Raw genomic sequence first — 26,678 nt, forward strand, 5'->3', positions numbered from 1 at the left:
AAAATTAAGGGGCTTCAGTTGTAAATCTGTCGGGATGAATCTTCCTAGATAAAGGAGGGAAAAAAGATGATGGATCCTTGGGGTACAAAAAAATGACTTCCTTGCACTGTAAGGTAAGGGCCTCTCGAATAAGTGAGTAATAGTCCTTAGTAAGAAAATTGGAATAAATTTTTCTTGGAATAGGAGGTTGGGAATTGACGTAAGTATGAATATCCTGAAAGTTGTCGAAGACTCGAATGCTGATGCCGAAGGATTCTTTGCTCTTATTAGAGGAATTCGATGCTTGTATAGGTATAGAGGTTGCTAGGGCTTCTTCTAGAGACTCTTTGGGAATGACTCCCTGTCTTAAAATTACTAGTGGGTCTATGGATATAACAGTAGATTCTATGCCTAAAGAACAAGAGCCGCCATCGAGTATTATGTGAAGACCTTCAGGGAAATCTGATAGAACTTCCTGAGGTTTAACAGCTGAAGGCAAATTAGAACGATTAGCAGAGGTTCCTAGAATGGGGTGTTTAAGTATATGTAAGAGATGAGATAGGATTGGATTATTAGAAATTCTAATAGCTACAGATATTCCTGTGTTTTTATCGGGGAAAACTATCGTTAATGGTCCAGGAAGGAATTTCATTGCTAATTTTTGGAAAATATCTAGTAATTTGCTCGGTAGATAGTTTAATGCCTCTTCCTTTGAACCCAGATAAATTCCCAAGGGCTTTGTTAGTGAGCGCTTTTTAAGGGAATATATTTGGTTAATAGTCTTTTGTGTCGCTGATGCGCTGGCGCCTAATCCATAAACAGTTTCCGTTGGAAAAGCAACAATACCGCCTTCTTCCAGCACTTTTGCTGCTGCCTCTATGTTTTCGGGGGTTGAAGCTATCAGTTTTGTTTTCATGGCCTTAGGAGCGTTGGCTTCAAAGAAGTAGTAGGTTATAAGTTAAATAGCATTTTGATTCAATTCTTGACTTCTTTTTATAGCGCTTCTATCGTTGTCATTTATTTTTTTTGGTTTTTAATTATGGATTATTCTTTCTTTAGAAAACAGATAGCGGATTTGGATGTAATCATGTGTATGGGAGATGCTGGAGCTCCTGTCGTTGTCATGTGTCATGGGTACGGCGCTTGCGCTGACAACTTTACTTTTTTACCAACTTCTTGCTTGATAGAAGGGGTACGTCCTACCTGGATTTTCCCAAATGGCATAGAGGCTGTATCAGATATTCCTTCAGGGCGTGCTTGGTTCCCCTTAGACGTTAAAGAATTGGATCGAGTAATGAATGAGTATCCAGAAGAAGAAAGCACAGAATGTGCTCTGGACTTGCTTTCTTGTTCGGACTTATCTAAGGCTGGAAGAGTCTTGACCGGGTTGATCAAAGAGTTAAAGTCTCAATATTCTACAGTTATTATGGGAGGCTTCAGTCAGGGAGCTATAATGTCTGCTCACGTCGGTCTCTCAGCAGAAACTCCTCCTGATGGATTGTTTCTATTTTCCGGGGCGTTCCTTGGAAACCAAAAGTGGGAAACCTATGCCAAGACGCAAACAAAAAAGGCTCCCTTCTTTCTTACTCATGGAGAATATGACGAAATATTGCCATATAAGTTAGGCAAAAGATTATACTCTTTGCTTAATAAAAATGGCTTTCGAGGAGAGATGTATTCCTTCCCAGGAGGACACGAAATTTCCCAGGAAGTCATTCGAAAAATGAAAGATTACATCCTCCTTTGGTCCAATTCTAAATAGATTTAGTAAAAGTTTTTTGTTTTAGCCTTACTATTTGTAGAAGAAGCCATTCAAAACAAAAAGCTTTATTAGAACCAAGGAGAAGCCTGTCCATGGCCATCTGTAGGACTTCTAAGACTTCATGTAGAGGTAGATGAGGGATTTTCTGGAGTTCTCCGAGATGCTCTTTGTAACATAAGGCACTATTGGGAACTCCAAGGTGTTGAAGAGCTTTGTCTCTAAAGAGATCCAACAATCCACGTATGAGTTTTTTTTCAGAAAGCCTTTTGTCGTTAGGATCTGCAAAATTTTCTGTCTTTGATGTCGCAAACTCAGACTTGCTCTTTTCTTGTTGGAAAAAGTTCGCTATATCCGTAAGTCTTAGTGAACCAGAGGCAAAAGCAAATAAGAACTTTTTTTCTTCAATGGAGAGATGATTGTACTCTTTGAAGGGAACTCTAATAGCTCGCGTTCTGGAAACAACAGAGGGCAGGAGAGAATATTTTTTTGTTGTCGTAAGAATAATTATAGCATGAATTGGAGGCTCTTCTAGCGTTTTTAAAAATGCGGTAATGGCCGGGATGCTCATGCTGTCTATAGAGTGGATAAGAAAAACCTTTTTTTGGGCTTCAAAAGGTCGTACCCAAATATCTTTTTTGATTTCTCTTACAGTGTCGATAGACAGTGTTGTTTTACCCTTGTCTCCCCCGTATTCCAAAATATCTGGGTGAAGAGTCTTTTCAATTTTAGTTTTAGCTTCGGGAGATTCTCTTAAAATGATCTTAGAGGCGCAAGAATAAGCAATTGTTCGAAGCTGTTCTTGAGACGAACCGTGAAACAAGATTGCATGAGGGACCTCTCCTCGATCAATCTCTATGAAAAACTGCTCTAAGGGTTCGATAGTATTCATAAAAGAAAAGGGCTGGGAATATAAGATAGAGTAGTCTCAAAAAGCTCCTGCTTCCCAAGGGTCGCGTCTAAAACTTTTATTCTTTCTGGAAATCTTTCTGCCTGGATCAGAAATCCTTTACGAACCTTTTCGTGGTAGGCAATATTCTTTCTTTCAAATCTATCGAGTTCTTTCTGACTTCGTTTGCGTTTCAATCCATCTTCCACGGGGATATCTAAAAGAAAGGTTAGGTGGGGTTCCAGCGTATTTTCTCCCATGAAATTATTACATAGATTGGACACATATTCCATATCTAGCTCGCCGGCAAATCCTTGATAGACAATAGTGGAATCATGAAAACGTTCACAAATGACAATCTTATTTTCTCTGAGAGCGGGAAGGATGACTTTCTGTATGTGTTCGGATCTTGCTGCTAGAAATAGCATTAATTCTGTAACACTATTGGGCGAAAAGCTGTGATTGGTCAAAAGTAGATTTCTAAGTTCTTCTCCTAAAGACGTTCCTCCAGGCTCTCTGGTACAAACGACCTCAGCGCCTTCTTTGGACAGATAATCTGACAAAGAGGCTGCAAGGGTTGATTTTCCACACCCCTCACCGCCTTCAATAGAAATAAACAACGGCAGAGTCATTAGACCTCTACTTGATCCTTGTTATTCGCAACGTCTTCTTCTACGACAGCCTCTTCATTTCCAGAGGAAATTTTTTCTATAGCAACTAACTGGTCGCCATCCTTCAGATGTACTAACCGTACTCCTTGCGTAGATCTACCCATTACGCGGACATCCTTCATATTAATACGAATGGCTTGGCCTTGTGCGGACATTAAGAGAATGCTATCATTGTCCGTTACAGGGAGAGCTCCAAGGACATTGCCATTGCGTTCGCTGATCAATATAGAGCGTACGCCTACACCGCCTCGATTTGTTTCTCTGAAACTTTCTACTGGAGATCGTTTTCCAAATCCATTGTCGCAAACAACAAGGATAGAGTCGGAATCAGAAACGATTTCTCCACTGACAACCCTGTCTTCGTCGCTTTTGAGGGAGACGCCTTTGACTCCCCTGGCTGTTCTCCCCATGGAACGAACTTTTTCGTGAGGGAATCTTACAGCCATTCCTAACCGAGTGAACAACATTACCCTATCAGCATCGCTAAGGATTCTTCCTGCAGCAATGAGTTCATCGCCGTCATCGATTTCCAGAGCACGAATGCCTTTCTTTCTGGGATTACTGAAAGCTTGTAAATCGACCTTCTTAACAACGCCTTTTTTAGTTGCTAAGAATAAGTAGCCGGGTTCAGAAAAGTTTCTTACTTTTAAAATGGCAGCTATTTGTTCTCCGGGTCTAATGCCTTCAAGGAAATTGATAATGGGCTTACCTTTGGCTCTGCGCTCTCCCTCTGGTAGCTGCCAAACCTTTAGCCAATAGCACTGCCCAAAGTTTGTAAATATTAACAAGAAATCTTTAGTAGAAGCTGAGTACACGGCTTTTAAATAATCAGAACCCTTCTTCATATCAAAGCCTGTTACTCCGTGTCCTCCTCGACGTTGTTCTCGGAATACCTTAACCGGCATCCGTTTTACATAATCGTCTCCGGATATAGTGATAACCACAGGTTCATCAGCAATGATATCTTCGATATCTTTGATATCCTCTCCAAAAGCTTCTATCTGAGTTTTTCTAGGAGCTCCGTTAGATTTAGCTATTTCCTGCAACTCCGTTCTAATAATATCTTTAACTAGAGATTCATTGGCTAAAACGCTTTTGTAATAGGCTATCTTTTCTAATAGATCGTCGTGTTCCTTCTTAATTTTTTCTGACTCTAGGCTTGTTAGCTGATAGAGTCTAAGTTCTAAGATGGCTGTGGCTTGTCTTTCAGTAAAGAAAAACAACTCCATAAGTTTTCTTTTAGCATCTTCTTTGCTTTCGCTTTCTTTGATAGCCTTAACTATTCGATCTAAGTCTGCTAAAGCCTTTAGGTAGCCTTCTAAGATGTGTGCGCGATTTTCGGCTTTATTTAATTCAAAGCGGGTTCTTCTTCGAATAACTTCCATTCGGTGGCGCACCCAAGCAGAAATCATCCTTCGAATGTCCATTGTACGAGGAAGATTTTTGTCCAATGCCAACATATTAGCGCCAAAAGTCACCTGAACATCTGTAAACTTATAAAGTCTATTGATAGTAACTTCTGAAGATTCTCCGCGTTTGAGCTCTAAAACAACTCTAATTCCTTCTTTGTCTGACTCGTCTCTAACATCAGATATGCCGGATAGAGTTTTATCATTGACTAAATCGGCTATCTGCTCGACCAAGCGAGACTTGTTGACATTATAAGGGAGCTCTTTGATGATGATGCTTTCGCGGTGACGCTCGGGATCCTCCTCTACCTCCAACTTGGCTCTTATTCTAATTTTTCCTCTTCCGGTCATGTACGTAGAACGGATTCCTTCCATTCCACAGATGATTCCTCCTGTAGGAAAGTCTGGGCCTGGCATGACTTCCATAATCTGTTCTATTGGAACCAAAGGATTGTCGAGAACCAGTAGAGTAGCGTCTATGAGCTCTTTAAGATTATGCGGAGGAATGTTTGTAGCCATTCCAACGGCGATTCCAGAAGACCCGTTGCAGAGCAAATTTGGAAATTTAGAAGGAAAAACGGTGGGCTCCGTTTTGGTTTCATCATAGTTAGAAACCATGTCCACGGTATCTTTATCTAAATCTTCCATTAATTGGATGGCGCTGTGCGTTAGCCGAGCTTCGGTATATCGCATAGCTGCTGGAGGATCTCCGTCTATTGATCCAAAGTTTCCTTGCCCATCCACTAAGGGATAGCGCATAGCCCAATCTTGAGCCATCCTAACCAGAGTTGGGTAGATGACTCCTTCTCCGTGAGGGTGGTAGTCTCCAGAGGTGTCACCGCAAATTTTTGCGCATTTTCTGTGTTTAGCTCCAGGAGACAGGTTCAATTGTTTCATCGCATATAAAATACGACGTTGAGAGGGTTTTAATCCGTCGCGAATATCTGGTAAAGCTCGAGAAATGATGACCGACATCGAGTAACGAAGGTAGCTTTCCTTCATTTCCTCTTCAAGGTTCTTTGGAACAATAATTTCATTTTCGTTAAACATAGATCGCCGCCTCCTAAATGTCCAAATTGTTCATTTTAATGGACAAGGCGTGGCTCTCAATGAAATCTCTTCTTGGAGGCACTTCTTCACCCATAAGCATTGTAAAGATATGATCAGCTTCTATAGCATCTTTCAACGACACGCGAATTAAGGTGCGTTGGTCGGGATTCATGGTTGTATCCCACAGTTGGTCCGCGTTCATTTCTCCTAACCCTTTATAACGCTGAATTTCTATTCCTTTTCTTCCTAAAGATCTCAGGTAATCGATGAAATCTTTTAGAGTATGACCTTCGTAGGTGGGATGATCTCCAGAGGCTATAGAAAATTTCTTATTATTAGCTATTAGATAGTCTTGAAGCTGTAGTCCATAGAAGGAAAGATCAGCATTGAGTTTTTCTAAAGAATCTCCCTTATAAAGTTCGACAATTTTTGGAGTGTGGGGATCTTTACCTTCGGCTTGAGACAAGGCTTCTTGTTTTTCTTCCTCTGAATACAAATAAGTGGCGGCTTTGTTGTTATCAGCGCACAAATAAAAAACAGGATAGCCACGATCTTCTTTATATGCTTCAAGAAATTCTGAGAAAGGAATGGCTTTTTTCTCTAAGGAAGCAATGAACTGTTCGACTTCTAGGATAACTTTTACGAAAGCTTCTAACCCTTCTCCTTTTAGTTCATTAACATTGCCAAAAGATACTACAGCTTCCTGAACGCCTAAAGACAAGAGATAGCTGTCCATTTCTTTCTCAGACAAAATATATCTAGAGGTTTTCTTTTTACTTACTTTGTATAAGGGTGGCTGAGCAATATAGATGCATTCATTTTCTATAAGAGGGGCCATGTGTCTATAGAAAAAGGTTAACAAAAGTGTTCGAATATGGGAGCCATCAACATCGGCGTCAGTCATAATAATGATTCTTTTGTATCGTAATTTTTCTAAGTGAAAATTATCTTTACCGATACCGCTTCCTAAAGCAGAGATGATAGCCCCAATTTCTTGGTTTTGAAAGACCTTTTGTAGACGAGCTTTTTCCACATTTAGAATTTTTCCTCGAATTGGGAGGATGGCTTGGAATCTACGATCCCGTCCTTGTTTTGCCGACCCGCCTGCAGAATCTCCTTCGACAATATAGATTTCACACTTTTCTGGATCTTTTTCTAAACAGTCTACCAATTTCCCTGGCAATCTAGCGCTGTCTAGAGCGCTTTTCCTTAGAGTTAATTCTCTGGCCTTTTTAGCGGCTTCGCGAGCTTGAGCTGCTATTAAGACTTTCTCTACTATCGATTTTGCTATTTGAGGATTTTCATCGAAGAAAGTAGCAAGGGTTTCTCCCGTGATTTGCTGAGAAACAGATCCTACATCGCTGTTTCCTAATTTTTGTTTGGTTTGCCCTTCAAACTGTGGATTAGGGACTTTCACGGATATGACAGCTGTTAAGCCTTCTCGCATATCATCGCCTGTGAGCGAGATTTTATCGCTTTTTAATAAGTTATTAGCTTTTACATAAGCGTTTAGAACTCTAGTGAGCGCTGTAGAAAATCCTGTAAGATGCGTACCCCCCTGTCTGGTAGGAATATTATTTGCGTAAGAATAAATTAATTCTGAGTAACCGCCATTCCATTGTAAAGCAGCCTCAAATTCTATTTCCCCGTCATCACCGCTACGGCATCCAGAAATGTAAATGGGATCAGGAAATAGACTTTCTTTATTTTCGTTTAAGTAAGAAACAAAAGAGCTGATTCCCCCTTCATAATAAAAAGTAGTTTTTTGGAAATCCTCGTCTCTTTCATCTTCAAAATGAATTTTAATGCCTCTGTTGAGAAAAGCAAGTTCTCTTAGTCTTTTCATTAGTATGGATCGGTCAAAAACACAGACAGAAAAAATTTGAGGGTCGGGGTAAAAAGTTACTTCTGTCCCCTTTTTTTCCGTTGCGCCAATAGTCTCCAGAGGGGTTAATGGAACTCCTCTAGAAAACTCCATATGATGAATGATGCCGTGCTTGAAGACATTGACGACAAACTTTTCCGACAGGGCGTTAACACAAGAGACCCCAACTCCGTGTAATCCCCCTGAGACTTTGTAACTATCTTTGTCGAATTTGCCTCCAGCATGCAACACGGTAAGAACGACTTCCAGAGCAGAAATTTCTCTTCCTAATTTTTCTGATTCTCTTTGGTGTATTTCTACGGGGATGCCTCGTCCATTGTCGGCTATAGTAACGCCTCCGTCTTTGAGCACGGTAACAAAGATTTCCGAGCAGTGTCCTGCCATAGCTTCGTCGATACTGTTGTCAACGACTTCGTATACTAGGTGATGTAACCCTCCAATGCCAGTATCACCGATATACATTCCTGGACGTTCTCTGACGGCTTGTAGCCCTTCTAAGACCGTGATAGCTGAAGCGTCATAATTTTTTTTATTTGCATTCATGACTTGTTCCAAAGAGAAAGTAAATTTTCTTAACTGGTGTCCTAGGAGACAGGGTTTTAAGCTGCTCCAGCAAGGACTTTTGATTTGTTTGTTTTAAAATAGAAAACAAGGAGGAGTTTGAAACTTTTACCAAAAGCTCCTCATCTTGATATCCGACGGCAGCTGTCATGCCTTTGTATTTGGGATCCATGATAGCATGCCAAGCTTTTATGAGCTGCTGAGGGTCTGTCTTTCTGAGCTTTTCTAAATCTTCTAAGTATTTAGAAAGGACGTGGCTCATGTGTTTTATTGTAGTTGCCGTTCTAGACTTCTTTGTTGGAGATGCTTTGGGATGTTTTATTCTAGATTCCGAGAACATTACTGTTTAGATCTTGTTCCTTATTCTTTTTCTCCGAGGGGCGGCTCCGAGGAAACTCTCGTCCAAAAGAACACTTTATACTGAAGAAACAAAAAAAGCAATGCAATACTAACAGAGGAAGTTAAACAGACAAGAGACTCGTAGGCAAAAGGATTTTGTTCAGTCGAAAGCAAAAGCTTTCGACTGATTTCGACATCTTTAGGGTGTTTGGGAGAACAATTCGTGCAATCCTACAGCGACGAAGTTTACTGGCATGCATAAGGAAACGAGCAGCGCTTTGATAATATTGCCTATAGCAACGATTACGCCTAAAATGGAGTATGCAATAGTAGTCACTACAACGGATATTATAAGAGAAGCTAAATCATAGATAGAAGCCAAAACACCCACTCCTAAAATCTCCAAGACTCCCCTGAAAATGTGAGACATAATATTTGCGCTCATCTCCATTCGGGTTAAGTAGTGGTTGGCTGCTTCCTTGTCAAACGTTTTCATAGCGTGAACGGCTCGCGAGATTCGTCGAGCACCAGTGACGGCCCCTAAAAGAGGAACAGATCCCACGATGTTGTTGTAAGAGTCTTTTGCCCAAGACTCTATGCCAAAAGCGTTGAACGACATTACAGGAGGCTGGCTTGATGTCATTTTGATCTCCCAGAGTTTGTCTTGAAAAACGAGGGAGCATTGTAACATGAAGAAAACTTTTTTGCACAAAATTATTTTTAGTTTTCCTCTTGAGAAGGTTTTTTGACGGTGTTTTTTCTATTTCAAAATAGTTTTTCCTGTTTCTTTGTTTAAAATAATTTCTTCTAGTTCTTGTTCATTAATTTTTAGCGAAGAGGAAAGTAGCTTTAAAGCTCCTCTATGCATAAATCCACATCTAAGTACTCCCAGCGATAGAATGGAAATAATTTTTTCTAACATTCTTTCCGAAGAACGTGGAAGGATCACATGTATTTTTTCTTTCAGCTGTTTATTCTCTAAAACTGCTATTAGTAGGCTGGAGAAATCCGGATGGAATCGAGAAAAAAACTTCTCAAAATCAAGAAGGATCGTAGGTAAATTGTTTGCGAAAGCAAGGAGCCCTAGAGAATTTCTGGGGAGCTTTTGTTCTATTTGGGAGAAAAACTGCTTGGTCTGTTGTAATAGTTGATCCTGTGTTTTCTCAGAGAAAGACAGCCCTATCTGTTTAGAAAATTTCTTGTTTTTCCTTAGATTGGCTGAGCATTCTCCGAAAGATAAGGGAGGCAAGGAGATGTCATACTTGAGAAGCTCTTCCAGCAACTCCTCTCCCCCTGGGCAGAGCTGGCTGATCATTTCTAAAAAATTTCCATTAGTAAAGTATTTTTCTATACAGTCTTTTTCAGACAGCTTTAATTTTTGAGAGAGTTTTTCTATTGTAACTTTATTTAGTTCTGAGTTCTTTGGAAAAGACCATCCAGAAAGAAACAGGTTAACCAAGGTCAATAGGTCTGTCAGAGCAGCTTTTTTGTCTTCTGGAGAGGTTTTCCCTTTTAGAAAAATATTTTTAAGAATGAATAGAGGTTCTAGGTGCTCAGAAGCCTCTTTGAGCGACAGACTTTCGGATAGGGTCAAAAAGAAAAGCTCTCCCCCATTGTTTTTCTCTAGAAGATAGTTAATATTTTTTAGTAGTTCAGAAATTTCTGAACTGGACCCCAGCCCGGAATAGAGATAAGAAGCTTGGTAAGGAGTAAGAAGTTCTTTCCCAGAGCAGATTTTTTCGTTTAGTTGTATTAAGTTTTTAGAGATTACAGACAGGCTCTTCTTAGTTTCCTTTATCCCCTGCTCTATAGCCTGCTTTTTTGGAGTTTTATCGAATCCTAGTCGGTTTTGGTAATGACTAAGTCTCTTAGAAGCAAGGAAGGGGGAAGCTTTAGGTTCCTTCTCCCCTCGGTCATCTATCTCCTTCCAAGCCTCTCCATCTTTTGGCGTTTTGTATGAAATCTTTTCGGTCGCTTTTTTTAAAATATTGGATCTTGAAAAAGGTTGATGGGTGAAGATTGGTGAGTTTTTTTGTCCGTCTTTTTGAGAAGATGTTTTTATGGGGGCGTTGCTTTCAGATTCCTCTAGGAGAGCCAAGATCTCTTCTATTTCATCTAATTTTTTGCTTATTTTCTCACGAGGGGTCCTTGAGGAGCTAGAAGAGTCCGGCGAAGGAGATAATTTTTGGGAGAAAGAGGTTCTTCTTCCACCGCTTTTTTGTATGACGCTTTCTATGAGGCGGTTTTTATTTTTTTCTATATTGTCGGCTTTTAGAAGTAGTCTTGCCGCTAAGATGACGGAAGTTGTTGCGGAAAGGGCTAAGACTATGGCTGGGGCGAGGATTGCTAATCCCACTCCTGGAAGAGCGAATTGTAGGGCTAAAAGAGTTATTATTGCTATAACAGCGACGACTACGGAGGTTACGGCTAGTATACGCTCTCTGGCTTGCGATGTCTTTAAATCGTTGATTTTTAGCGTGTAGTCGTTTGTTTTTTTGTTTTCGTAGTTTTTTTGATTGTTTCGATTTGGATCATTAGAACTATTTATAATATTTGAAAGGCTGTTCATAACAAAAATAAATTAATAGGGTTTATTAATTTTAATATTTTGTTTGTTTTTTAATTAACGGTGTTTTTGTGTGTGATAAAATGCTTTATCAAAGTTTCTTGACAAACAAGCTTTATATGCGGAAACTCTGATTTTACTCTTAACGGAGGTGGGGTGTATGACTAAGATAGAAGATTTATTGGGAAATGATTGCGATAACTTGTTGAATTACAGTTGCGAAAAAATAAAAAAAGAAGTCCTAACGCTTCCTTCAGGAGATTTTGTCGATAAAGTTTTTGCTTGTTCAGACAGAAACAATAGAGTGTTAAGATCTTTGCAAACAATGTTTTCTTCAGGAAGATTAAGCGGCACCGGATATTTATCTATTCTTCCCGTGGATCAAGGGATAGAGCACTCCGCCGGAGCCTCATTCTCAGCCAACCCCATGTACTTTGACCCAGAAAACATTATCAAACTAGCTATAGAGGGAGGCTGTAACGCTGTAGCTTCTTCATACGGAGTCCTTTCCCTAATGTCGAGGAAGTATGCGCACAAAATCCCTTTCATTTTAAAAATTAATCACAATGAGCTGCTGACCTATCCTAATAAGCACCGCCAAGTTATGTTCTCTAGGGTGGAGGATGCCTATAATATGGGAGCCGTCGCTGTGGGAGCTACCATTTATTTTGGCTCCGAAACTTCTTCAGAAGAGATAGTAGAGGTTTCTGAAGCTTTTGCTTTGGCAAGAGAGTTGGGATTGGCCACGATCTTGTGGTGTTACATAAGGAATTCCGCCTTTGTTCATGAAGGTAAGGATTATCATACTGCAGCAGACTTAACTGGGCAGGCAGATCATTTAGGAGCCTCTTTGGGAGCAGATATAGTGAAACAAAAACTTCCCGAGACGCAAGGTGGTTACACGGCTATAAAATTTGGTAAGACAGACCCTAGGGTTTATACTGAACTGTCATCGGATCATCCTATAGATCTTTGTCGATATCAACTAATGAATAGTTATGCAGGCAAGGTCGGACTTATAAATTCTGGAGGGGCCTCTGGTGATAATGATTTGAGAGATGCAGCAAGAACGGCAGTTATTAATAAGCGCGCCGGAGGTATGGGCCTTATCCTAGGTAGGAAGGCTTTTCAAAAATCTTTCAAAGAAGGAATTGAATTGCTAAATTTAGTCCAGGATATATACTTAAACTCCTCGATTACTATCGCATAATTCACCAAGGTAAGGTAATGCATTCATCAAAAGGTTCAAAAGGAGTTTTAGGGACGTTTACCGTGGGGATGCTTTCCCTTGCTGTTGTTATTAGTTTAAGGAATTTACCCCTAACAGCTAAACATGGTCTTTCCACATTGTTTTATTATGTTTTAGCTGTTCTGTGTTTTATGGTCCCCTATTCGCTTATTTCTGCTGAATTGGCTTCTTTTAAGCCTCAAGGTATATATGTTTGGGTACGGGATTCTTTGGGCAAATGGTGGGGCTTTTTTGCTGTTTGGATGCAGTGGTTCCACAATATGACTTGGTATCCAGCGATGCTTGCCTTCATTGGTAGTAGCTTAGTGTATAAGATTTATCCTGAACTAGCTCAAAATAAACTTTACTTAACTAGCGTTGTTTTATTTGGTTTTTGGGGCCTAACCTTTTTTAATTTCTTTGGAATCTCCACTTCGGCCTTGTTCAGTACAATCTGCGTTATTATCGGAACGATTATCCCCGGGATTATTTTGGTAAGTATGGCTTTATTCTGGGTTTTTAGTGGGAATCCAGTAGCAATATCTCTGGATCCTAGGGATATCATTCCAGACTTTAGTTCGCAAACATCCTTAGCTTTGTTGGCAGGCATGTTATTAGCTTTATGTGGGTTAGAAGCTAATGCGAATTTAGCTTCTGATATGCATGATCCAAGGAGAAGTTATCCAAAGGCTGTGTTTATCGGAGCTTCGTTAACCTTGGCCATTTTGGTTTTAGGATCTCTTTCTATAGCTGTCGTTATTCCAAAAGACCAAATAAGTTTGGTTTCAGGACTAGTCATGGCTTTTAATCTGTTTTTTCAAAAGTACAATCTCTCTTGGATGACTATGGTGGTCGTTCTTATGACTATAGCCGGGTCTGTGGGAGAGTTAAACGCATGGATGTTTGCTGGTACTAAAGGGTTGTTTATTTCTACTCAGAATGACTGCTTGCCTAAGATTTTTAAGAAAACAAATTCTAGAGGTGTTCCAGTTAACTTAATGCTATTTCAAGCCGTTGTTGTTACAATTTTTTCTGCTCTATTCCTGTTTCTAGGGACAGCAGATATTGCTTATTGGGTGTTAAGTGCTTTGAGCGTGCAGATGTATTTGGTAATGTATATTTGTCTATTTATTGCAGGTCCAGTTCTTAGAAAAAAAGAGCCTCAAGCGGAAAGGATTTTTGTTGTTCCAGGAAAGAGCAAAGGCATGTACATTCTCTCTACCCTAGGAATACTCTCGTGTCTTTTTGCTCTTTTTGTAAGTGTTTTGCCTCCCGAAGGAATTTCTTCTAGAAACTATTCTTTGTGGCTCTCCTTTGCCTTCCTTGTTAATTGCATTATTCCCGCAGGAATATATTTTTCTCAAAAGAGAGTTGGAGCAAAGTCCAGCTCTAAACAGAAGCTTTCTTAAAACATTTTTGGAAGAAGAAGATGGAGGATGCGGTTGCTTTTTATAGCAGCCGTAAAGTCTTCTTCTGAGATGTGTACCCTCTTCAGAAAGATTCGAACCTCTTTTTTAGAGGCTATTCCGAAATAGCAAGGTCCTGAAAACATTGGAGAGGCCAAATTCTCCAAAACGTCAGGAGACAGCGGAGAATAGACTTTTATGATTTCTTGGAGTTCAGGGTTTTCTCTGATTACCTCTAAAATAAGGAGCGGGTCAGAGAGAAACTCTTCTATGTTATTTTTAATTTTTTCTATGCTATTGATAATCGCTTTAATTCTAAAGATGACTTTGCCTACGAGGAAAAATTTTCCTGTAGGTAGATTAAATACTGAAAGCAGCTCAATCAACCAAGCTTTTTTCTTTGAAATTTTTAGTAAATCTTCAGGATCGTCACTAGCATATGTCAAGGAGTTAAGAGAGGTTTTCTTTGTGGAGACTACTTCCAAAAGTTTTGCAGCTGATATGTCGTTAACAGAATTTCCCTGGAGGATAGAGTTTCTTGTTTCTTGGGATAGATTGCTCAAAACTACTCCTATAAAGTTTCCCGATCGGGAAAAATCTGTTACGTCAGCAGGAAGGGTTTTAGGAAAGACTTTTCTTATAACTTCTTCTACAGAATTTCTATCGACTAAACTTTTCATAACTTTCCCGTAAAGAAATACATTAGCCAACCTTAAGTTGGCTAGGACTGTTTCTTTTAGAAAGTTTTGCTCAGTCTGTTCTTCTGAGAATTTCTTCGTAATGCTCTTTACAAGAGAGACCGTTGGATAGAAATGTTCTGAAGGAGAGAAAAACTCATTTAACCAGAAAGCAGAGATCCTTTCAGCATGATGCTCAAGGTAAGATACAGAAAATTTCAAAAAAGCTTCAAGAAAGGCTTCTCCCCTACTGCAACTTAAGAAGGAAATACTGTCGATAGGATCCTTAAGATACTCATAATCTTTGAATAATACCTCCTTCATAATGCTCATGATTGGAGGGGGATCATTTCTCTTTCCATCAGTGAGAGTGTGAAGTGCAACAAGAATTTTTTCAATATGTTGACTTCTTGCTGGCTCTGGTTCTTTTTGTTCCTCTAAATGGAGTCCTAAAGGAACAAAAAAAGAGTTAGGAAAATTCTTTTTACAAAAATCTTTGTCACTATCTTTTTCATCAAAGACAAGCAATCTTTTTAAAATTTTGGGAGGGAAAAAAGCCGTCGGATCTAATAATTCTAAGCGAGAAGAGAATATTCTTTTGTTAAAACATAGGTAGGAAATGATTCCTAGAGCAGAGAGAACAAAGGTGGTAAGAAATGTAATAGAAACAATAGCTGAAGATGGAATGATGAACCCTACAGCTAGACAGAGGAAAGAAAAAGTGATCATCCCTAAAACGTAAAAGATAGCCGGAAGAGCATAATCCAAGGACCACCGAGAGTAATGTCTTCTCAGTGAAAACTCACAAAAAGAAACAGAGGTCTCTTGAGCAGGCATTAGTTTTATCATCGACTACTGTTCGAATAACTTTGGAAATAGAAGGTGCAACAAGGTCCCATTAGATACAGATTCCAAAAAAGATTTTTCGGCCAGGTTAAATCGATTGCAGAATAATTGAATATCTTTTTTTGTGAAACTTCTGCTAGAAATTCCACCCAAGATGATCGGACGGATTATTTTCTTTATTTTTTCAAAGTTGAACCCAGTCTGTAGAAATTCTTTAATAAACTTTTGTAGATTTTCATCATTATGAATGATTTCTAATACGATGATGGGGTTATTTAGGATGGTTTTTGAATTCTCTTTGATGAATTCATACGCTTCTAGTAGCTTGTCTTTGTTTTTCCAAAGATGGTAGGAGTATAGCCTGGATCCTGGCGTAGAAATAGCATTATAAATGGATAGTTTTTGGATTAGTTCATTCTTAAAGGTTTGCAGTTTGGGATTTTTGTTTCCTAGATTGCCTATACCTATGCTTAGGCTTTCGTTGTTTTTTGCTGAAAGAGCATCTAAATCTTCTGGATCCTTGAAAAGGGCTACAAGAGGATCTGAATCCTTAGTGGATGCTTTATGAATGATGAATCTGCATAAGTTTCCTCCGGTAAGAGCTTGCTTGAGTTCTTCCGATAAGAGTTCCTTTTTACATTCTGACAAGGAATGCAAAGTCCCCTCTTCAAGAGTTTTCCCCAGGAACCAAGTATTTAAAAGTCGACATATGTAGATAGTCGAGTCTTTTAAAGTTAAGGTCGGGCTTCTATTTTTAATAAACCTGATATGAGCCTGTTGAGCACTTTGAAATATTTTTTCGGACAAAATGTTCCATGTTTCTGGATTGTCGTCGCAGAAACAGAGAATATCAGATAAAGAGTAGGTGAGGGCAAAATTTTCTACGATATCCTTGCAGGGAAAGAGTTTAGGGGTGATGTCGGGTTTTTTTACAGAGGGGCCAAAAAGATATAAAAACTCTTTCTTTAGAAAATCTGAGAATCCGCTAAAGTTTTTCTTGGCATGTTCCATGGTCGAGAAGATCTCTTTGAGAGTGTTGTCAAAATCCTTTTGAAAGCCAGATACTCTTTGGCTGAAAGTTTCTTTGGGAAAGAATTCTCTTAGGTAAGGAACTACGGATATCGATATAGAAACGTCAGATTCTTGCAGTGTTTGTGAGAAAAGCTTTTTTTGAGAGATGCCCCATTTAATGAGGTCCTTTTGTCTTTGAGAAAAGATTAGTTTTTTTTCATCAAAAGAACTAAATTTGGACAGCTCTCGTTTGTTAATAAAAAAGAGTAGCGTTATCCCAAGAAACCATATAGAGAATATGGATATAGGAATGGCTATGGAAGCCCCTGTCAAGGAAAAGCAGCCCGTTGCGACCAAAATAGAAATAATGGTGACAGACAAGATAGTTAATGCCTTAAGAACAACTAGTATAACGCAATCTCTGGAGGAAAAAAGGGTGTGCCTGGCCTGAGAATTGTTTTCAAGAGAATTAAGACTAGGAACCAAAAGAATTCCAACCTACTAAATCATGATTGCTGTAATATACCCTTCGCAGAGGTTTTTATGCAAAAAATAACGTTGAGAATCAATAAGGAGTAGAGGGGGGCTTTGAAGATAAAACAAAGATCTTGATTGGGGGTTCAGGCGTTATTTTTGCTTTCTAAGTTTTCTCTTCTTCCTGAAAGAAGTCTCTAAGATTTCTTTTTAGGTTGTTCGAGTGGAGTCTTTGTTGTTGAAAGCTTTGGTCCAGAGTTATAAAGAGGCAGTAAAGCAGTGCGATGGTTTATTTTTCGGAGGATATATGCTAGAAAAAGAGGATGAGGTTTCTATGGGCGGGGCTTTTTTGTCTAACTCCGATCCCCTTATAGCATTCTTTGGCGGAGATAAAGTATCTCCAAAAAGTAAGGAATATTTATTCGCTCAAAAGTTGGCAGAAAGATTATCGAATGACTGTTTTAACATAGTCACGGGAGGAGGAAATGGTATAATGGAAGCGGCCAATTCTGGGGCCCTTTCGGGTTCAGGTTTGTCCTACGTGCTCCACTTTGAAGAGTTTCCTTTTAATCCTTACTTTTCTCCAGGGTGTATATTTTCTTTTAAAGATTTATCTGCTCAAAAGCGGGTTATTCTAGAGAACTCTGCTGCGTATATTTTCTTCCCAGGAGGGTTTGGAACTTTTAATGAGCTTTCAGAAGTTATTTCTTTATTTTCTGTGGGTCAACTCCTTGTTCGGCCAGCAATTCTTGTTGGGAGTAATTTTTGGTATCCACTTTTGGAATGGATTAAAACCCAGATATTTCAAAATAAATATGCTGAGATTGACGTTTTTTCTAAGTTGTTAGTTTTGGACAGCGAAGAAGAGATTGTGCACACAATAAAATCTTTTCTAGACAATTTATAACAGCGTCTAACAGCGTCCGTGAGAGCATAAACAGCTTGAAATCAATTAATTGCAGCTAGTATCCTCCCCTATTGCTTGCTAATGGTTAATTTTTTATTAGTCGGTGTTGTTAACCCTGTTCGAGCTTGTTGGGCAAGATGTCTTTTGGTCAAATTGTAAGGTCTAACTTACTAGAGAGTCTTCCAGAAAAATTTCAGCCTCTTCCGGAGGTTTACGGAATTCAAAGACGTAAAGTAGAAGGGGATCGTCTAGCTCTGTTTGTTGCCTCCATAATTGTTGTTTTGGGGGCAATTATAGCTATGGCGTCGGCTCATTCTTTTGGTGTGGCGGGCTCTTCTTTAGCTTCTTTAGGCATTTCCCTTGGATTTTTTTCTTGTGTGGGCGCGGTAGTTTATTTATCGAAAAGAGCTTTTTCCAGGATTCGTAGCTTCCAAACTGTTAACTCTTTTTTAAGAAAAAATCATTGCAAATTCTCACATTCTGATAGACAGAGTAAAATATCATTATCTTTGATAGTTCCAACTATTTCTGATTATATTTTAACTCAAAAAGTTGCTTGGCTGCACCCCTTATTTCCTTGCAGAGTCATATTAGCAGCAACATCCGTAGTACTTGGAGTTGGATTATTAATGGCAGGGGTGTATGCCTTGGCAGCCTTTCCCAGCTGCTTTCTTTCGGGTTCTATTGCTTTGATGGGTTTTTCTTTTTTGAGTTCTTCCTTCGTTCTTGCTGGGCTAGCAGCTTTTAGGGCTCATTTTTTACTAGCAGAAGGTGTCAGTGTTTTGCAGATGTTGTACCTAAGCAATTATCTTCTTCCAAAATCAGCAAAAAACTTTTACAAGGAAAAGGAAGAGGAGCTCAATGTACTGCGCCTACAGTTGTCCAGAGAAAGTCTTTCAAAAGAAAAAGTTTTACGCAGGAAAAATTTAGCGGAATTCAGGTTAAAAAAGCTCGAAAAGGATTTTCAAGAGTATTTACATAGTGGAGCTCCTTGTAGAGAGGGAGTCGAACAAAGTTTAAAATCAGAAGATTCAGCTATTGAAACGATAAAAAATAAGCTCAAAAAATCTGATGTAAAAAGTTATAAAAATCTAGAGGAAGAATCTGCTTCAGAAGCTTACTCCCCCGTTGTACTCACTTCATCAGAAGGATTTCCAAAAGATATAGAAAGCGCAGAAGGAAAGGTTGTTTCAGAGGTTCTTTCAAGTCTAGACCTGGATCAAGTCTCTAGAGGTATTAAAGTATTCCAATTAAAGATCAAATCTCAAGCGTCCCTCCAAAAACTCTCTTTTAAAAAGAACAAAAATGAGCCTCTCTCCCAAACACCGTTCTCTCCTAAAGATAAAGCTATTTTGACCGGCGTAGCATTATTTTGCTTAAGCATACAGAAAGTTTATTCCGGTGTCCTGGAGCTTAAAACGAAGTTCCTATTATTGAGTCGTGGCAATAAAGTTGAACAATTGAACTCTTTCCTTAGAGAATCTAGTAAAGCCATTAATCAGCTGGCGCTTGAAATTTTTGAGGAAGAAAAAAGGAATAAGGAAGCCTCCTTTTCTTGGCTAATGTTTAGATTGGTTGGCTCTAAAGCGCTTAAGCGTTTCTTGTGATTTTTACCTCTTCTTGAGAAGCTGGGAGTCTTTATAAAGAAATCTTTATTGTCTTTATTAAGCTACTTTAACAAAGGTTTATTAAATTAGATGTTTAATTAATTGCTGTGTTACAATTACTTAAATTTAATTTTTAAGCTTTTTAAGAGTGATTGAAATGGCTTTTATAAACAATGAATCTAATTTTCCTTTAAAGCTCCAAGATACAGATTCTTTATTTAATTCTAAAGCTCCCAGTAAGGGGCAGCCTTTCTCTAAATCTCTACTTTCCATCACATTGCTGGCTCTTGGTGTTATAGTAGTTGTTTCTGGTGTGCTATTCTTGATATTAGCTTCCCCTGCAGTTCCCGTTACTGCTTCCGTTATTTTAGGAATAACCACTATCTCTTTTGGAGTGGCCCTCCTGACCATATCTATTATGGTTTTGGTTTCTTCTAGACTATCCGAGCATTTCGATAAAAGACGAGGACTTGTAGCCGATTTATTGAACAAAATTTCTTCTCTGGAGTTTTCTGAATCTGAAAGAGAAAAAGAGATTCTAATAATCAAGGAAAGAGAGGTCGCATTAAAAGAAACCTTAAAAGTTCAAGAGGAGTTTATTGATTCCTTAGAATCAAAAATATCTTCAAATAGAGATAGAGTTTCTAGTATTCAAGAGCAGTTCAATGGTTTGAAAATAAAGAATCAAGGATTGATCAAACGCTTAGAGGCTACCGAAAAAGATTTAAAAGAGACAGAGGAGTTGCGTACCAAAGAGAGAGCTCTCCTTATAGAAAAAGTTGAAAGACAAGAAGCTCTTAATAGTCAGATAAGCGGAGAGCTTCAAGAGCAAATTCTTCAAGTAGCTTTATCAAAAAATAGAGAGTTAGAGCTGGAAAGAAAACTGCTCTTAGAAAAGAAAACTCAGATCAAGTCGATAAAAGGAAACGATGTCCTCGTAGAACTCAACGAGAGGCTTATGGAGCTAGTTCAAGAGAATTATATTTTGAAATCCAAATTAGAAGAATTGTCGCAAAAAGAAAAAGCAAAAGAAAGACTTTCTCAGAAAGATGAAGGAATAAAATCCACTCAGTTCTCTATCCCCTCTTTTGTTGTAATAGAGTCTTCGGCTGTTTCGGGAAAGGTTATTTCTGGTGGAGTGGCTGGAGAAAAAGTTTCTAATGTAGAAAAAGGAACAAGAGACAAAAAACAACAAGAACAAGATGACGCTTCCTCGCAAGAAGAGAAAGATGAACGTCAACAAAGGGAAGAGAGCTCAGAGGAATACTCTCAGGAATAAGCTAAGCTAGGGGTTCTAGTTAAAGAAAATAGCATTGACAATTCCTGTAATCACAAAGAACATCAACATAGACATAATATCATTTAAAGCTGTGACTATTGGTCCAGAAGCTAGTGCCGGATCTACGCCTATTTTAACAAAGAAAAACGGAGATAGGACTCCTAAGGTTGTAGCTGTCAGAGATGCGCCTAAAATCCCTGTTGCAACAGTCACTCCTAACTGAAGATTGTTTCCAGAGAAAAATCCCAAGAAACTAGCCCCATAAACTACGAGGCCACAAAGAACTCCTAAAATAACACCTGTAAGCAGGCCTATTCCCATTTCTTTGAAAATAGTTTCTCTCCTTCGTCCACAGGGAAGTGTCCCTGTTGCCATGCTACGGACAAGTATGGTACTACATTGAACACCCACGTTTCCTGACATTCCGTTAATGAGAGGAATGAAGAACATGATGAGTGACAGTAGCTTGGGAGCTAATCTTTGGAAATATGCCATAGCAGAGGCGCTTGTTAACCCCGCAACTAAAGTAAAAAGTAGCCAAGGAGCGCGTAATAAAAAGCGTTGAAATATATGGCAGTTATGATAACCCAAATCCTCTGTTGTTCCGGCCATTCTAGCTATAGTTTCATCGGCTATGTCTTCTATAGTTTCGACAACATCTTCATAGGTAATGGCCCCTATAAGAAAATTATCCTCATCAACAACCGGCAATGCAGCGATTTTGTATCTCTCAACTATATCTACAACCTCTTCTCTCGTAGCATCAGGAAGTACTTTATGTTCAACTTGATGCATGATTTGCTTTAGAGATACTTCTGGTGGATTAATAATGAGGCTCCTATCTGTAACAACGCCCTGTAGCTCTCCTTTAAAATCAAGGACGAAAATCAGTCTTGTGAGGTCTATACCAGGATTATTACGAATGCAGGCAGAAACGTCTTGCAAAGTTGTTTCCATAGGGAAAGCGAAAAATTCATTAGTCATTAAACGACCAGCTGTATTCCTGCCATGTTTTTGCAAGTCTTTAATTTTTTGAGCTTTTTTAGAGTCTATAAGATCTAAAATCCTTCGGTAACGTCTATCAGGGATATCATCAAGAACCCAGACGGCTTCATCCGGAGGCATTTGTTCGATAAGAGAGCATACTTCTGTATCTGAGAGTTTTCGAAAGATAGCCCATCTTGATGCAGAGTCTGTATTGATAATGAAAGCTACCTTCGAAGAAATACAAGAAAGATTCTTGTATAGGATGGCTCTAGAAGCCGAAGGAAGCCCAGAAACAGCATAAGCCAAGTCGATAGGATTATATTCTGCTACAATCTTAGCTACGTCATGAGAATGAACATCCGTCGAGGACAAATGATCAAAAGCTTTTTCTAGCTTAAAGCTCAACTCGTCGTCAAGATGACTGGTTTTTGTGTCCATAAGATGTCCGGATCCAGAATCAACTTTTTCGTGATCGCTCCTATTTAAGTCTCCCATAAACACTATAACCTTGTTACATTTGTTTGTTTCTTAAAGCGGATGAAAAAACCTTTTTTAAATTCATTTTATCAAAAACTTTATCTTGTTGTACTTGCGACCACGAAATATCGGAGCCACTATCCAAAGCTTTGTGAAAGAGCTTTATTGCCCGGTCCTTTTCTCCTAGAGTGGCGTAAAGTTTAGACAGAGGATAGAGAGCTTCCAGGCATCCTTTTTCAACGCATCTTATTAGAGTTTTCTCTGCAACTCTAGAGAAAGCTTTGTCTTTTTCTATCGAAAGGAGCAAATAGGCTCTTCCTAGTAATAGCAATACATCCTCATCATCCCTCCTATCTACCTCATAAGCATTTAAAAGTGTCACAGCTTTTTCTGCACTTTCTGGGCTTGCTAAATTTTCTGCTAGTGAAATATAGGTTTCCACTAGCTCCAACGTATACTTTAGGTGGTGTCTAGATTCTTTTTGTAGGGAATGAAAAAAATTCAGAGCTTGGTTGTATAAATCTTTATTTTTTTTTAAAGCGCCAAGTTCTCTTAAGGTAATTCCCCAAGCTTCTAGAACGCTTTCTTCTTGAGAAAGCTCCCATGCTTTGGAGTAATATAGCAAGGATTCTTCCAAGAAAAGTTCCGCATAAGGAGTGTCTGACATGTATTTAGCTAACAGAAAAAGAATTTTGCCTCGATCTCTCCAAAAAATAAATACTTCGGGTCGTAATTGACAAAGTCTTTCAGCAATGGCCAAACCTTTTTTTAATAAAATGGAGCTCTTCTTCTGCATTCCCCATGCCAAGTAGGCATCAAAAAGTCTTTCAAGAACATCAACAGTTTCATCGTCTTCTAAGGCTGTGAGTAGACAAGAGATCGCCACAGAAAATTTTTCATCATCGGAAAAATATATAGCATCGCATAGTTGAGTAACTCCCAATGCGGGAAGTAACTTAATGTTTTCAGGGAATAGCTTTAACGTTGAAATAATCCGATATTTACTTTCTTGAAACAAGGTTGGCTCTTCTAGATATAAGCCTAAAACCGCTATGCCTACAGCTAGCTCCCTAGTAAGAGTCATAGGACTTGTTGTTTTCCCTTTCAGAAAAGAAAGTTTGTCCAATCCTGACTCAACATACATAGGGTTCTGGCTAAATATGCCAAAAGATATCAGCATGCTCCCCCACAGAAGCCAAAGGTTCTCATTAGAGGGAGATTCTTGCGCAATCTCTCTAAAGGCCTCATTAGCCTTATTGAAGTATGTCACGCAGTATGTGAGACGAAATAACATTTCAAGAGCCCTGGCGTAGAGATATCGTCCTCTAGTATACAAGGGGGATACAGTGAATCTATTGAAGGTCTGAAAAATAGCCGAAGATAAAAGAGAGACAGCTTTTTGTGCGAATTTTGAGCTTCCTGTTCTATCTCCTAAGGTTATCAACAACTCTGCATAACTAATTTTGAAAAGAGAGTTCGTCGGATATAAGTAGAGGGCTTTTTCTAAAAATTTTTGAGCTAAAAAGATATGTTCGTTCTCTTTAGAAAGGTAATAGGCCTCCAGGTAAGCTCTGCCTATAGTATTGTAGTTAACAGAACTTTCGAGAGTTGAAGGTTCGGATGACTTTTCTTCGTAGTCGAAATGGGAGGAAGTCAAAAATAAATCTAGTTGAGGAAAAAAGTTTAATATTTGCTGAATGTTTTGAAATCCGACCAACGAACAGTTTAAGAAGCTTTCTTGTCTGGTAATTTGATATATTTCGAAGCAGGAAGAAGCGTGAATTAAAGTGATGGCTATCCGATCATAAGTATCTATAGTATTATTGAAATGTTTTATATAATCTTCGGCAAAACGGCATACAGCGTGTAGCACCTTAGCACTTTGAAGCTTGACCCCTAGCTTCTGGCCAAGCTTAACAAAGCTGCGAAAGCGCTCCTCCTTCTCCAATTTTTCCACAGTTTTTGCTAGAGCGTGGAAAGCCGTTTCTCTCTCCTCTTCGGGCAAAGAGTCGTTTTCTAAAAGATCCCGAAGTTCAGAGATGAGAAATTCAAAGAAAGGCTTTGTGCCTTCCTGGGTGTCAGGCGCTTTGAGAGTTGGTAATTCCGGGGTTTTACTTTCCATAACCTAAAACTAAGCAGAAACTTGGGTAATTTACTAAAAACAAAGGAATTAATAAAGACTCTATTTAACCTATTGTGCTGTGTGTTGATAATGAGCCTTATTGGAATAGTTGTCGTCAAAAAATTGATTTGTTTCGGCGTTTTTTATAAACCTCATATCGGATAAACAGAGATATTTATATTGGAGAAGGATTGAGCCGAAGGCACTGTAGCCGACACCATGCTACCATTTTCAAAAAGGAATAAAGCGGCAGGTTGTAAACATCCCATTAAGTAGAAAGAATGTTTACTTAGGGATCCTTTTTCTCCCCCTCCTTCAAAAATAAAGTTTCTTTCAGGTTTAACAAGCCATAATCCTCTTGAGCGAATAATATCATCGTTCCAATCCCTTTCAACACAGCTGATGGCTAAGCGACCCGCCAGAGGGTCAATAAATGAATAAAAAAGGGCTATCAGATGAGCGGCTCCATATCCTGGGGCTCTTAGTATGTAATATATGGAACGCGCTTGCTCCTTGAAAATATCTCCAGGGCAGAAAGAGGGTGCATGTTTTTTCTGAGAGAAGTAGCTTTTGACCATCTTATAGATGATATAAAAAGGGATAATAAGAAAGCGAAATACATGATAAACTATCTTCGCAATGACTTCTAATGGCACTGCGATCATTTGAAGAACAGAGTGAGCTAGACGCAATTCTCCTTCTCTTATAAAGTAGTATCCACAAGCAATCCCTGATCCATTTTTGTCTAGAGTTGATGTGTCTACATAGGTAGGAAAGACGGGGTGGTATTGAGTTTCTTTGCTTGTCTGATAAGCTCTTACGTGTGGTAGATGTAGCCAGTATCTGTTAGAAAATGGATTAATAGGAGTGTTAGTGAAAATATCCTTTTTACAAATAATTTTTGCAAAAACAAGCATAGCAGAAGTTATGCAATAGAGAGGCAAGACTGTTGCAACGATTAGCGCTGGATTAGATAAGGAAAGGGTAGAAGAAACAAGAAGATTAGAAAGAGACAGAGAAAAAAATACAGCCATAAAGATAGTGAGAGAAACCACGCAAAAAATCCTAAACAAACTATCAACCTTGTAAGGTAGTTTTTCTTTGGGAGAAAAAGCTGTTATCTTTGAGCATTTTAAAAACGAGTGATACCCCTCTTTCCAGGATTCTTTTGAGGGGAATCTTTCTGGAGTCATGGGAGTATTATTAGCAGAAATGCAACTCATGATGAAGACATGGAAGAATCAGGTAATTAAAAATAGTAGAGTGCGCTATTATAGCTTGGCGTTTGATTAACAACAAGATGATTAAAATAAAAATTAAATGGTTTTATTAAAATGAACAGAAATTCCTTGAAACAAATGATAGTTCTCTTGATCGCGTTTTTTGTAGGGATTTGTTTGGGGATGTGTAACAGCCCTCAAGTTATTTTTCTTGCAGAGGCTGTTTCTAACTTGTTCATTAAGACGCTTAAACTAATAGGGGTTCCGCTTGTTTTCTTGTCAATAATCTCCACTCTTTCTAGCTTTAGACAAATCAGAACCGTACTTATCCTTGGTAAAAAAGTAGCAAAATATACCTTGTTAACAACGGTTATAGCAGCTGCGGTAGGACTTGCTTTGTATATCCTGATTATTCGACCTCAAGGTCAGATGCTTGCGGGAAAAATTTTTGATGGTAGCGAAGCCTTGTCAGCATCGGGGTATCTGGCCATTTTTGCTAACGCCTTTCCAGATAATTTTATCAAACCTCTATTGGAAGGCAATGTTATTGCTGTGTTCGTGTTAGCATCTCTTTTGGGAATCGCTTCATTATTCATAGCAGAGACTGAACAAGACTTTGTACACAGGTTGTCTACGGCTCTGTTTTCTCTTTTACTCAAGGTGGCTAAGGGAGCTGTTTCTTTGCTTCCTTTGGTTGTTACTGCTTTTTCTGTTTTATTTGTTAAAGATATGAAGTTGGAAAAGTCTATATCAGGTTTAGCTCTTTATTTGACCTGCATCGTAGCTGCTAACTTGATACAAGGAATTATAGTTCTGCCTTTCTTGCTGAAACTTCATAAAATTTCTCCTCTGAAGGTTGTTAAAGGAGTGCTTCCAGCTTTGGTTGCCGCTTTTTTTTCAAAATCTTCTTCAGCTACCCTGCCCTTGACAATGGAGCTATCGGAAGAAAAATTGAAAATTACTCCTGAAATCTCTAGGTTTTCACTTCCTCTGTGTTCCGTTATCAACATGAATGGATGCGCAGCATTTATTCTTATCACCGTCTTATTCGCCTGTCAGTTCAATCATATTTTGTTTACTCCTTTAGAACTAGCAGTGTGGGTAGGGATAGCAACCTTGGCTGCTGTTGGAAACGCTGGAGTGCCTATGGGATGTTTCTTCCTAAGCTCTGCTTTGTTGAGCTCTATGGGCGTGTCTTTGCAGATTTTAGGAACAATCCTCCCCTTTTATGCGTTCCTAGACATGATAGAAACATCGTTAAATGTCTGGTCGGATTGTTGCGTTACCGCAGTTGTCGATAAAGCTTTATCTCGTCAAAGAATAAACTAA

Annotated in this window: 20 protein-coding genes; 7 read left to right on the plus strand and 13 right to left on the minus strand. The window is 38.9% G+C overall.

What is annotated here, in order from left to right; translation table 11 throughout:
* Positions 1-4: 4 nt before the first annotated feature.
* On the minus strand, positions 5-895 hold the full coding sequence (locus KJA58_RS01575) for an L-threonylcarbamoyladenylate synthase (protein ID WP_213357715.1): 891 nt from the start codon (positions 893-895) through the stop codon (positions 5-7).
* 123 nt (positions 896-1,018) lie between these two features.
* On the opposite strand from KJA58_RS01575, the gene KJA58_RS01580 reads away from it, so the two are divergent.
* On the plus strand, positions 1,019-1,741 hold the full coding sequence (locus tag KJA58_RS01580; protein WP_213357716.1) for an alpha/beta hydrolase: 723 nt from the start codon (positions 1,019-1,021) through the stop codon (positions 1,739-1,741).
* Here the strand turns inward: KJA58_RS01580 and KJA58_RS01585 are convergent.
* The 7 genes from KJA58_RS01585 to KJA58_RS01615 all read right to left on the minus strand — a co-directional run bounded on the left by KJA58_RS01585 (position 1,734) and on the right by KJA58_RS01615 (position 11,111).
* Positions 1,734-2,630, minus strand: a complete 897-nt coding sequence (locus KJA58_RS01585; protein WP_213357717.1) for a hypothetical protein — start codon at positions 2,628-2,630, stop codon at positions 1,734-1,736. The two genes, KJA58_RS01580 and KJA58_RS01585, sit on opposite strands and share 8 nt — an antisense overlap.
* Positions 2,627-3,247 (minus strand): dTMP kinase, encoded by a 621-nt coding sequence (gene tmk, locus KJA58_RS01590; protein ID WP_213358361.1) that lies wholly within the window; start codon positions 3,245-3,247, stop codon positions 2,627-2,629. The genes KJA58_RS01585 and tmk overlap by 4 nt, the downstream gene beginning before the upstream one ends.
* A gap of 11 nt (positions 3,248-3,258) precedes the next feature.
* Positions 3,259-5,757, minus strand: a complete 2,499-nt coding sequence (gene gyrA, locus KJA58_RS01595) for a DNA topoisomerase (ATP-hydrolyzing) subunit A (protein ID WP_213357718.1) — start codon at positions 5,755-5,757, stop codon at positions 3,259-3,261.
* Between the two features lie 13 nt (positions 5,758-5,770).
* Entirely contained in the window at positions 5,771-8,185 is a 2,415-nt protein-coding gene (gene gyrB, locus KJA58_RS01600; RefSeq protein ID WP_213357719.1) for a DNA topoisomerase (ATP-hydrolyzing) subunit B, read from the minus strand.
* The gene (locus KJA58_RS01605) at positions 8,172-8,543 is read right to left on the minus strand and encodes a DciA family protein (protein WP_213357720.1); all 372 of its coding nucleotides are present in this window, start codon (positions 8,541-8,543) and stop codon (positions 8,172-8,174) included. The genes gyrB and KJA58_RS01605 overlap by 14 nt, the downstream gene beginning before the upstream one ends.
* Positions 8,544-8,741: 198 nt before the next feature.
* A complete protein-coding gene (locus tag KJA58_RS01610; protein ID WP_213357721.1) occupies positions 8,742-9,185 on the minus strand; it encodes a hypothetical protein in 444 nt (147 codons plus the stop codon).
* A gap of 117 nt (positions 9,186-9,302) precedes the next feature.
* The gene (locus KJA58_RS01615; protein ID WP_213357722.1) at positions 9,303-11,111 is read right to left on the minus strand and encodes a CT214 family putative inclusion membrane protein; all 1,809 of its coding nucleotides are present in this window, start codon (positions 11,109-11,111) and stop codon (positions 9,303-9,305) included.
* A 157-nt stretch (positions 11,112-11,268) separates the two neighbouring features.
* On the opposite strand from KJA58_RS01615, the gene KJA58_RS01620 reads away from it, so the two are divergent.
* Together KJA58_RS01620 and KJA58_RS01625 are read left to right on the plus strand one after the other, a co-directional pair.
* Positions 11,269-12,318 carry a class I fructose-bisphosphate aldolase gene (locus KJA58_RS01620; protein WP_213357723.1) on the plus strand — a complete coding sequence of 350 codons (1,050 nt, stop codon included), beginning with the start codon at positions 11,269-11,271 and terminating at the stop codon, positions 12,316-12,318.
* A gap of 17 nt (positions 12,319-12,335) precedes the next feature.
* A complete protein-coding gene (locus KJA58_RS01625) occupies positions 12,336-13,745 on the plus strand; it encodes an amino acid permease (RefSeq protein ID WP_213357724.1) in 1,410 nt (469 codons plus the stop codon).
* Here KJA58_RS01625 and KJA58_RS01630 read toward each other — a convergent pair.
* Both KJA58_RS01630 and KJA58_RS01635 read right to left on the minus strand, forming a co-directional pair.
* Positions 13,742-15,256: a CT214 family putative inclusion membrane protein gene (locus tag KJA58_RS01630; RefSeq protein ID WP_213357725.1), complete on the minus strand. Its 1,515-nt coding sequence runs from the start codon at positions 15,254-15,256 to the stop codon at positions 13,742-13,744. The two genes, KJA58_RS01625 and KJA58_RS01630, sit on opposite strands and share 4 nt — an antisense overlap.
* A 15-nt stretch (positions 15,257-15,271) precedes the next feature.
* The gene (locus KJA58_RS01635; protein WP_213357726.1) at positions 15,272-16,762 is read right to left on the minus strand and encodes a CT214 family putative inclusion membrane protein; all 1,491 of its coding nucleotides are present in this window, start codon (positions 16,760-16,762) and stop codon (positions 15,272-15,274) included.
* 295 nt (positions 16,763-17,057) lie between these two features.
* Between KJA58_RS01635 and KJA58_RS01640 the strand changes: the two genes are divergently transcribed.
* The 3 genes from KJA58_RS01640 (at position 17,058) to KJA58_RS01650 (ending at position 20,543) form a co-directional block, all read left to right on the plus strand.
* Positions 17,058-17,657: an LOG family protein gene (locus tag KJA58_RS01640; protein WP_213357727.1), complete on the plus strand. Its 600-nt coding sequence runs from the start codon at positions 17,058-17,060 to the stop codon at positions 17,655-17,657.
* 137 nt (positions 17,658-17,794) lie between these two features.
* On the plus strand, positions 17,795-19,264 hold the full coding sequence (locus tag KJA58_RS01645) for a hypothetical protein (RefSeq protein WP_213357728.1): 1,470 nt from the start codon (positions 17,795-17,797) through the stop codon (positions 19,262-19,264).
* Between the two features lie 157 nt (positions 19,265-19,421).
* The gene (locus KJA58_RS01650) at positions 19,422-20,543 is read left to right on the plus strand and encodes an MFS transporter (protein WP_213357729.1); all 1,122 of its coding nucleotides are present in this window, start codon (positions 19,422-19,424) and stop codon (positions 20,541-20,543) included.
* 15 nt (positions 20,544-20,558) lie between these two features.
* Here the strand turns inward: KJA58_RS01650 and mgtE are convergent, their stop codons facing one another.
* The 3 genes from mgtE to KJA58_RS01665 form a co-directional block, all read right to left on the minus strand.
* Entirely contained in the window at positions 20,559-21,968 is a 1,410-nt protein-coding gene (gene mgtE / locus KJA58_RS01655; protein ID WP_425513809.1) for a magnesium transporter, read from the minus strand.
* 73 nt (positions 21,969-22,041) lie between these two features.
* On the minus strand, positions 22,042-24,129 hold the full coding sequence (locus tag KJA58_RS01660) for a tetratricopeptide repeat protein (RefSeq protein ID WP_213357731.1): 2,088 nt from the start codon (positions 24,127-24,129) through the stop codon (positions 22,042-22,044).
* Between the two features lie 152 nt (positions 24,130-24,281).
* Positions 24,282-25,352 (minus strand): hypothetical protein, encoded by a 1,071-nt coding sequence (locus KJA58_RS01665; RefSeq protein ID WP_213357732.1) that lies wholly within the window; start codon positions 25,350-25,352, stop codon positions 24,282-24,284.
* Positions 25,353-25,463: 111 nt separating this feature from the next.
* Between KJA58_RS01665 and KJA58_RS01670 the strand changes: the two genes are divergently transcribed.
* On the plus strand, positions 25,464-26,678 hold the full coding sequence (locus tag KJA58_RS01670; RefSeq protein ID WP_213357733.1) for a dicarboxylate/amino acid:cation symporter: 1,215 nt from the start codon (positions 25,464-25,466) through the stop codon (positions 26,676-26,678).

Origin of the sequence: Chlamydiifrater phoenicopteri, assembly GCF_902807005.1 — a bacterium.
Lineage (GTDB): Bacteria > Chlamydiota > Chlamydiia > Chlamydiales > Chlamydiaceae > Chlamydiifrater > Chlamydiifrater phoenicopteri.

Bases quoted from the DNA above. Each gene is read 5' to 3' on its own strand.
- KJA58_RS01610 (WP_213357721.1), bottom strand. From the start codon at position 9,185: ATGACATCAAGCCAGCCTCCTGTAATGTCGTTCAACGCTTTTGGCATA.
- KJA58_RS01630 (WP_213357725.1), bottom strand. From the start codon at position 15,256: ATGCCTGCTCAAGAGACCTCTGTTTCTTTTTGTGAGTTTTCACTGAGA.
- gyrB (WP_213357719.1), bottom strand. From the start codon at position 8,185: ATGAATGCAAATAAAAAAAATTATGACGCTTCAGCTATCACGGTCTTA.
- KJA58_RS01580 (WP_213357716.1), top strand. From the start codon at position 1,019: ATGGATTATTCTTTCTTTAGAAAACAGATAGCGGATTTGGATGTAATC.
- KJA58_RS01620 (WP_213357723.1), top strand. From the start codon at position 11,269: ATGACTAAGATAGAAGATTTATTGGGAAATGATTGCGATAACTTGTTG.
- gyrA (WP_213357718.1), bottom strand. From the start codon at position 5,757: ATGTTTAACGAAAATGAAATTATTGTTCCAAAGAACCTTGAAGAGGAA.
- KJA58_RS01605 (WP_213357720.1), bottom strand. From the start codon at position 8,543: ATGTTCTCGGAATCTAGAATAAAACATCCCAAAGCATCTCCAACAAAG.
- mgtE (WP_425513809.1), bottom strand. From the start codon at position 21,968: ATGGACACAAAAACCAGTCATCTTGACGACGAGTTGAGCTTTAAGCTA.
- KJA58_RS01650 (WP_213357729.1), top strand. From the start codon at position 19,422: ATGGCTTTTATAAACAATGAATCTAATTTTCCTTTAAAGCTCCAAGAT.
- KJA58_RS01640 (WP_213357727.1), top strand. From the start codon at position 17,058: ATGCTAGAAAAAGAGGATGAGGTTTCTATGGGCGGGGCTTTTTTGTCT.
- KJA58_RS01645 (WP_213357728.1), top strand. From the start codon at position 17,795: ATGTCTTTTGGTCAAATTGTAAGGTCTAACTTACTAGAGAGTCTTCCA.
- KJA58_RS01585 (WP_213357717.1), bottom strand. From the start codon at position 2,630: ATGAATACTATCGAACCCTTAGAGCAGTTTTTCATAGAGATTGATCGA.
- KJA58_RS01670 (WP_213357733.1), top strand. From the start codon at position 25,464: ATGAACAGAAATTCCTTGAAACAAATGATAGTTCTCTTGATCGCGTTT.
- KJA58_RS01575 (WP_213357715.1), bottom strand. From the start codon at position 895: ATGAAAACAAAACTGATAGCTTCAACCCCCGAAAACATAGAGGCAGCA.
- KJA58_RS01660 (WP_213357731.1), bottom strand. From the start codon at position 24,129: ATGGAAAGTAAAACCCCGGAATTACCAACTCTCAAAGCGCCTGACACC.
- KJA58_RS01665 (WP_213357732.1), bottom strand. From the start codon at position 25,352: ATGAGTTGCATTTCTGCTAATAATACTCCCATGACTCCAGAAAGATTC.
- KJA58_RS01625 (WP_213357724.1), top strand. From the start codon at position 12,336: ATGCATTCATCAAAAGGTTCAAAAGGAGTTTTAGGGACGTTTACCGTG.
- KJA58_RS01615 (WP_213357722.1), bottom strand. From the start codon at position 11,111: ATGAACAGCCTTTCAAATATTATAAATAGTTCTAATGATCCAAATCGA.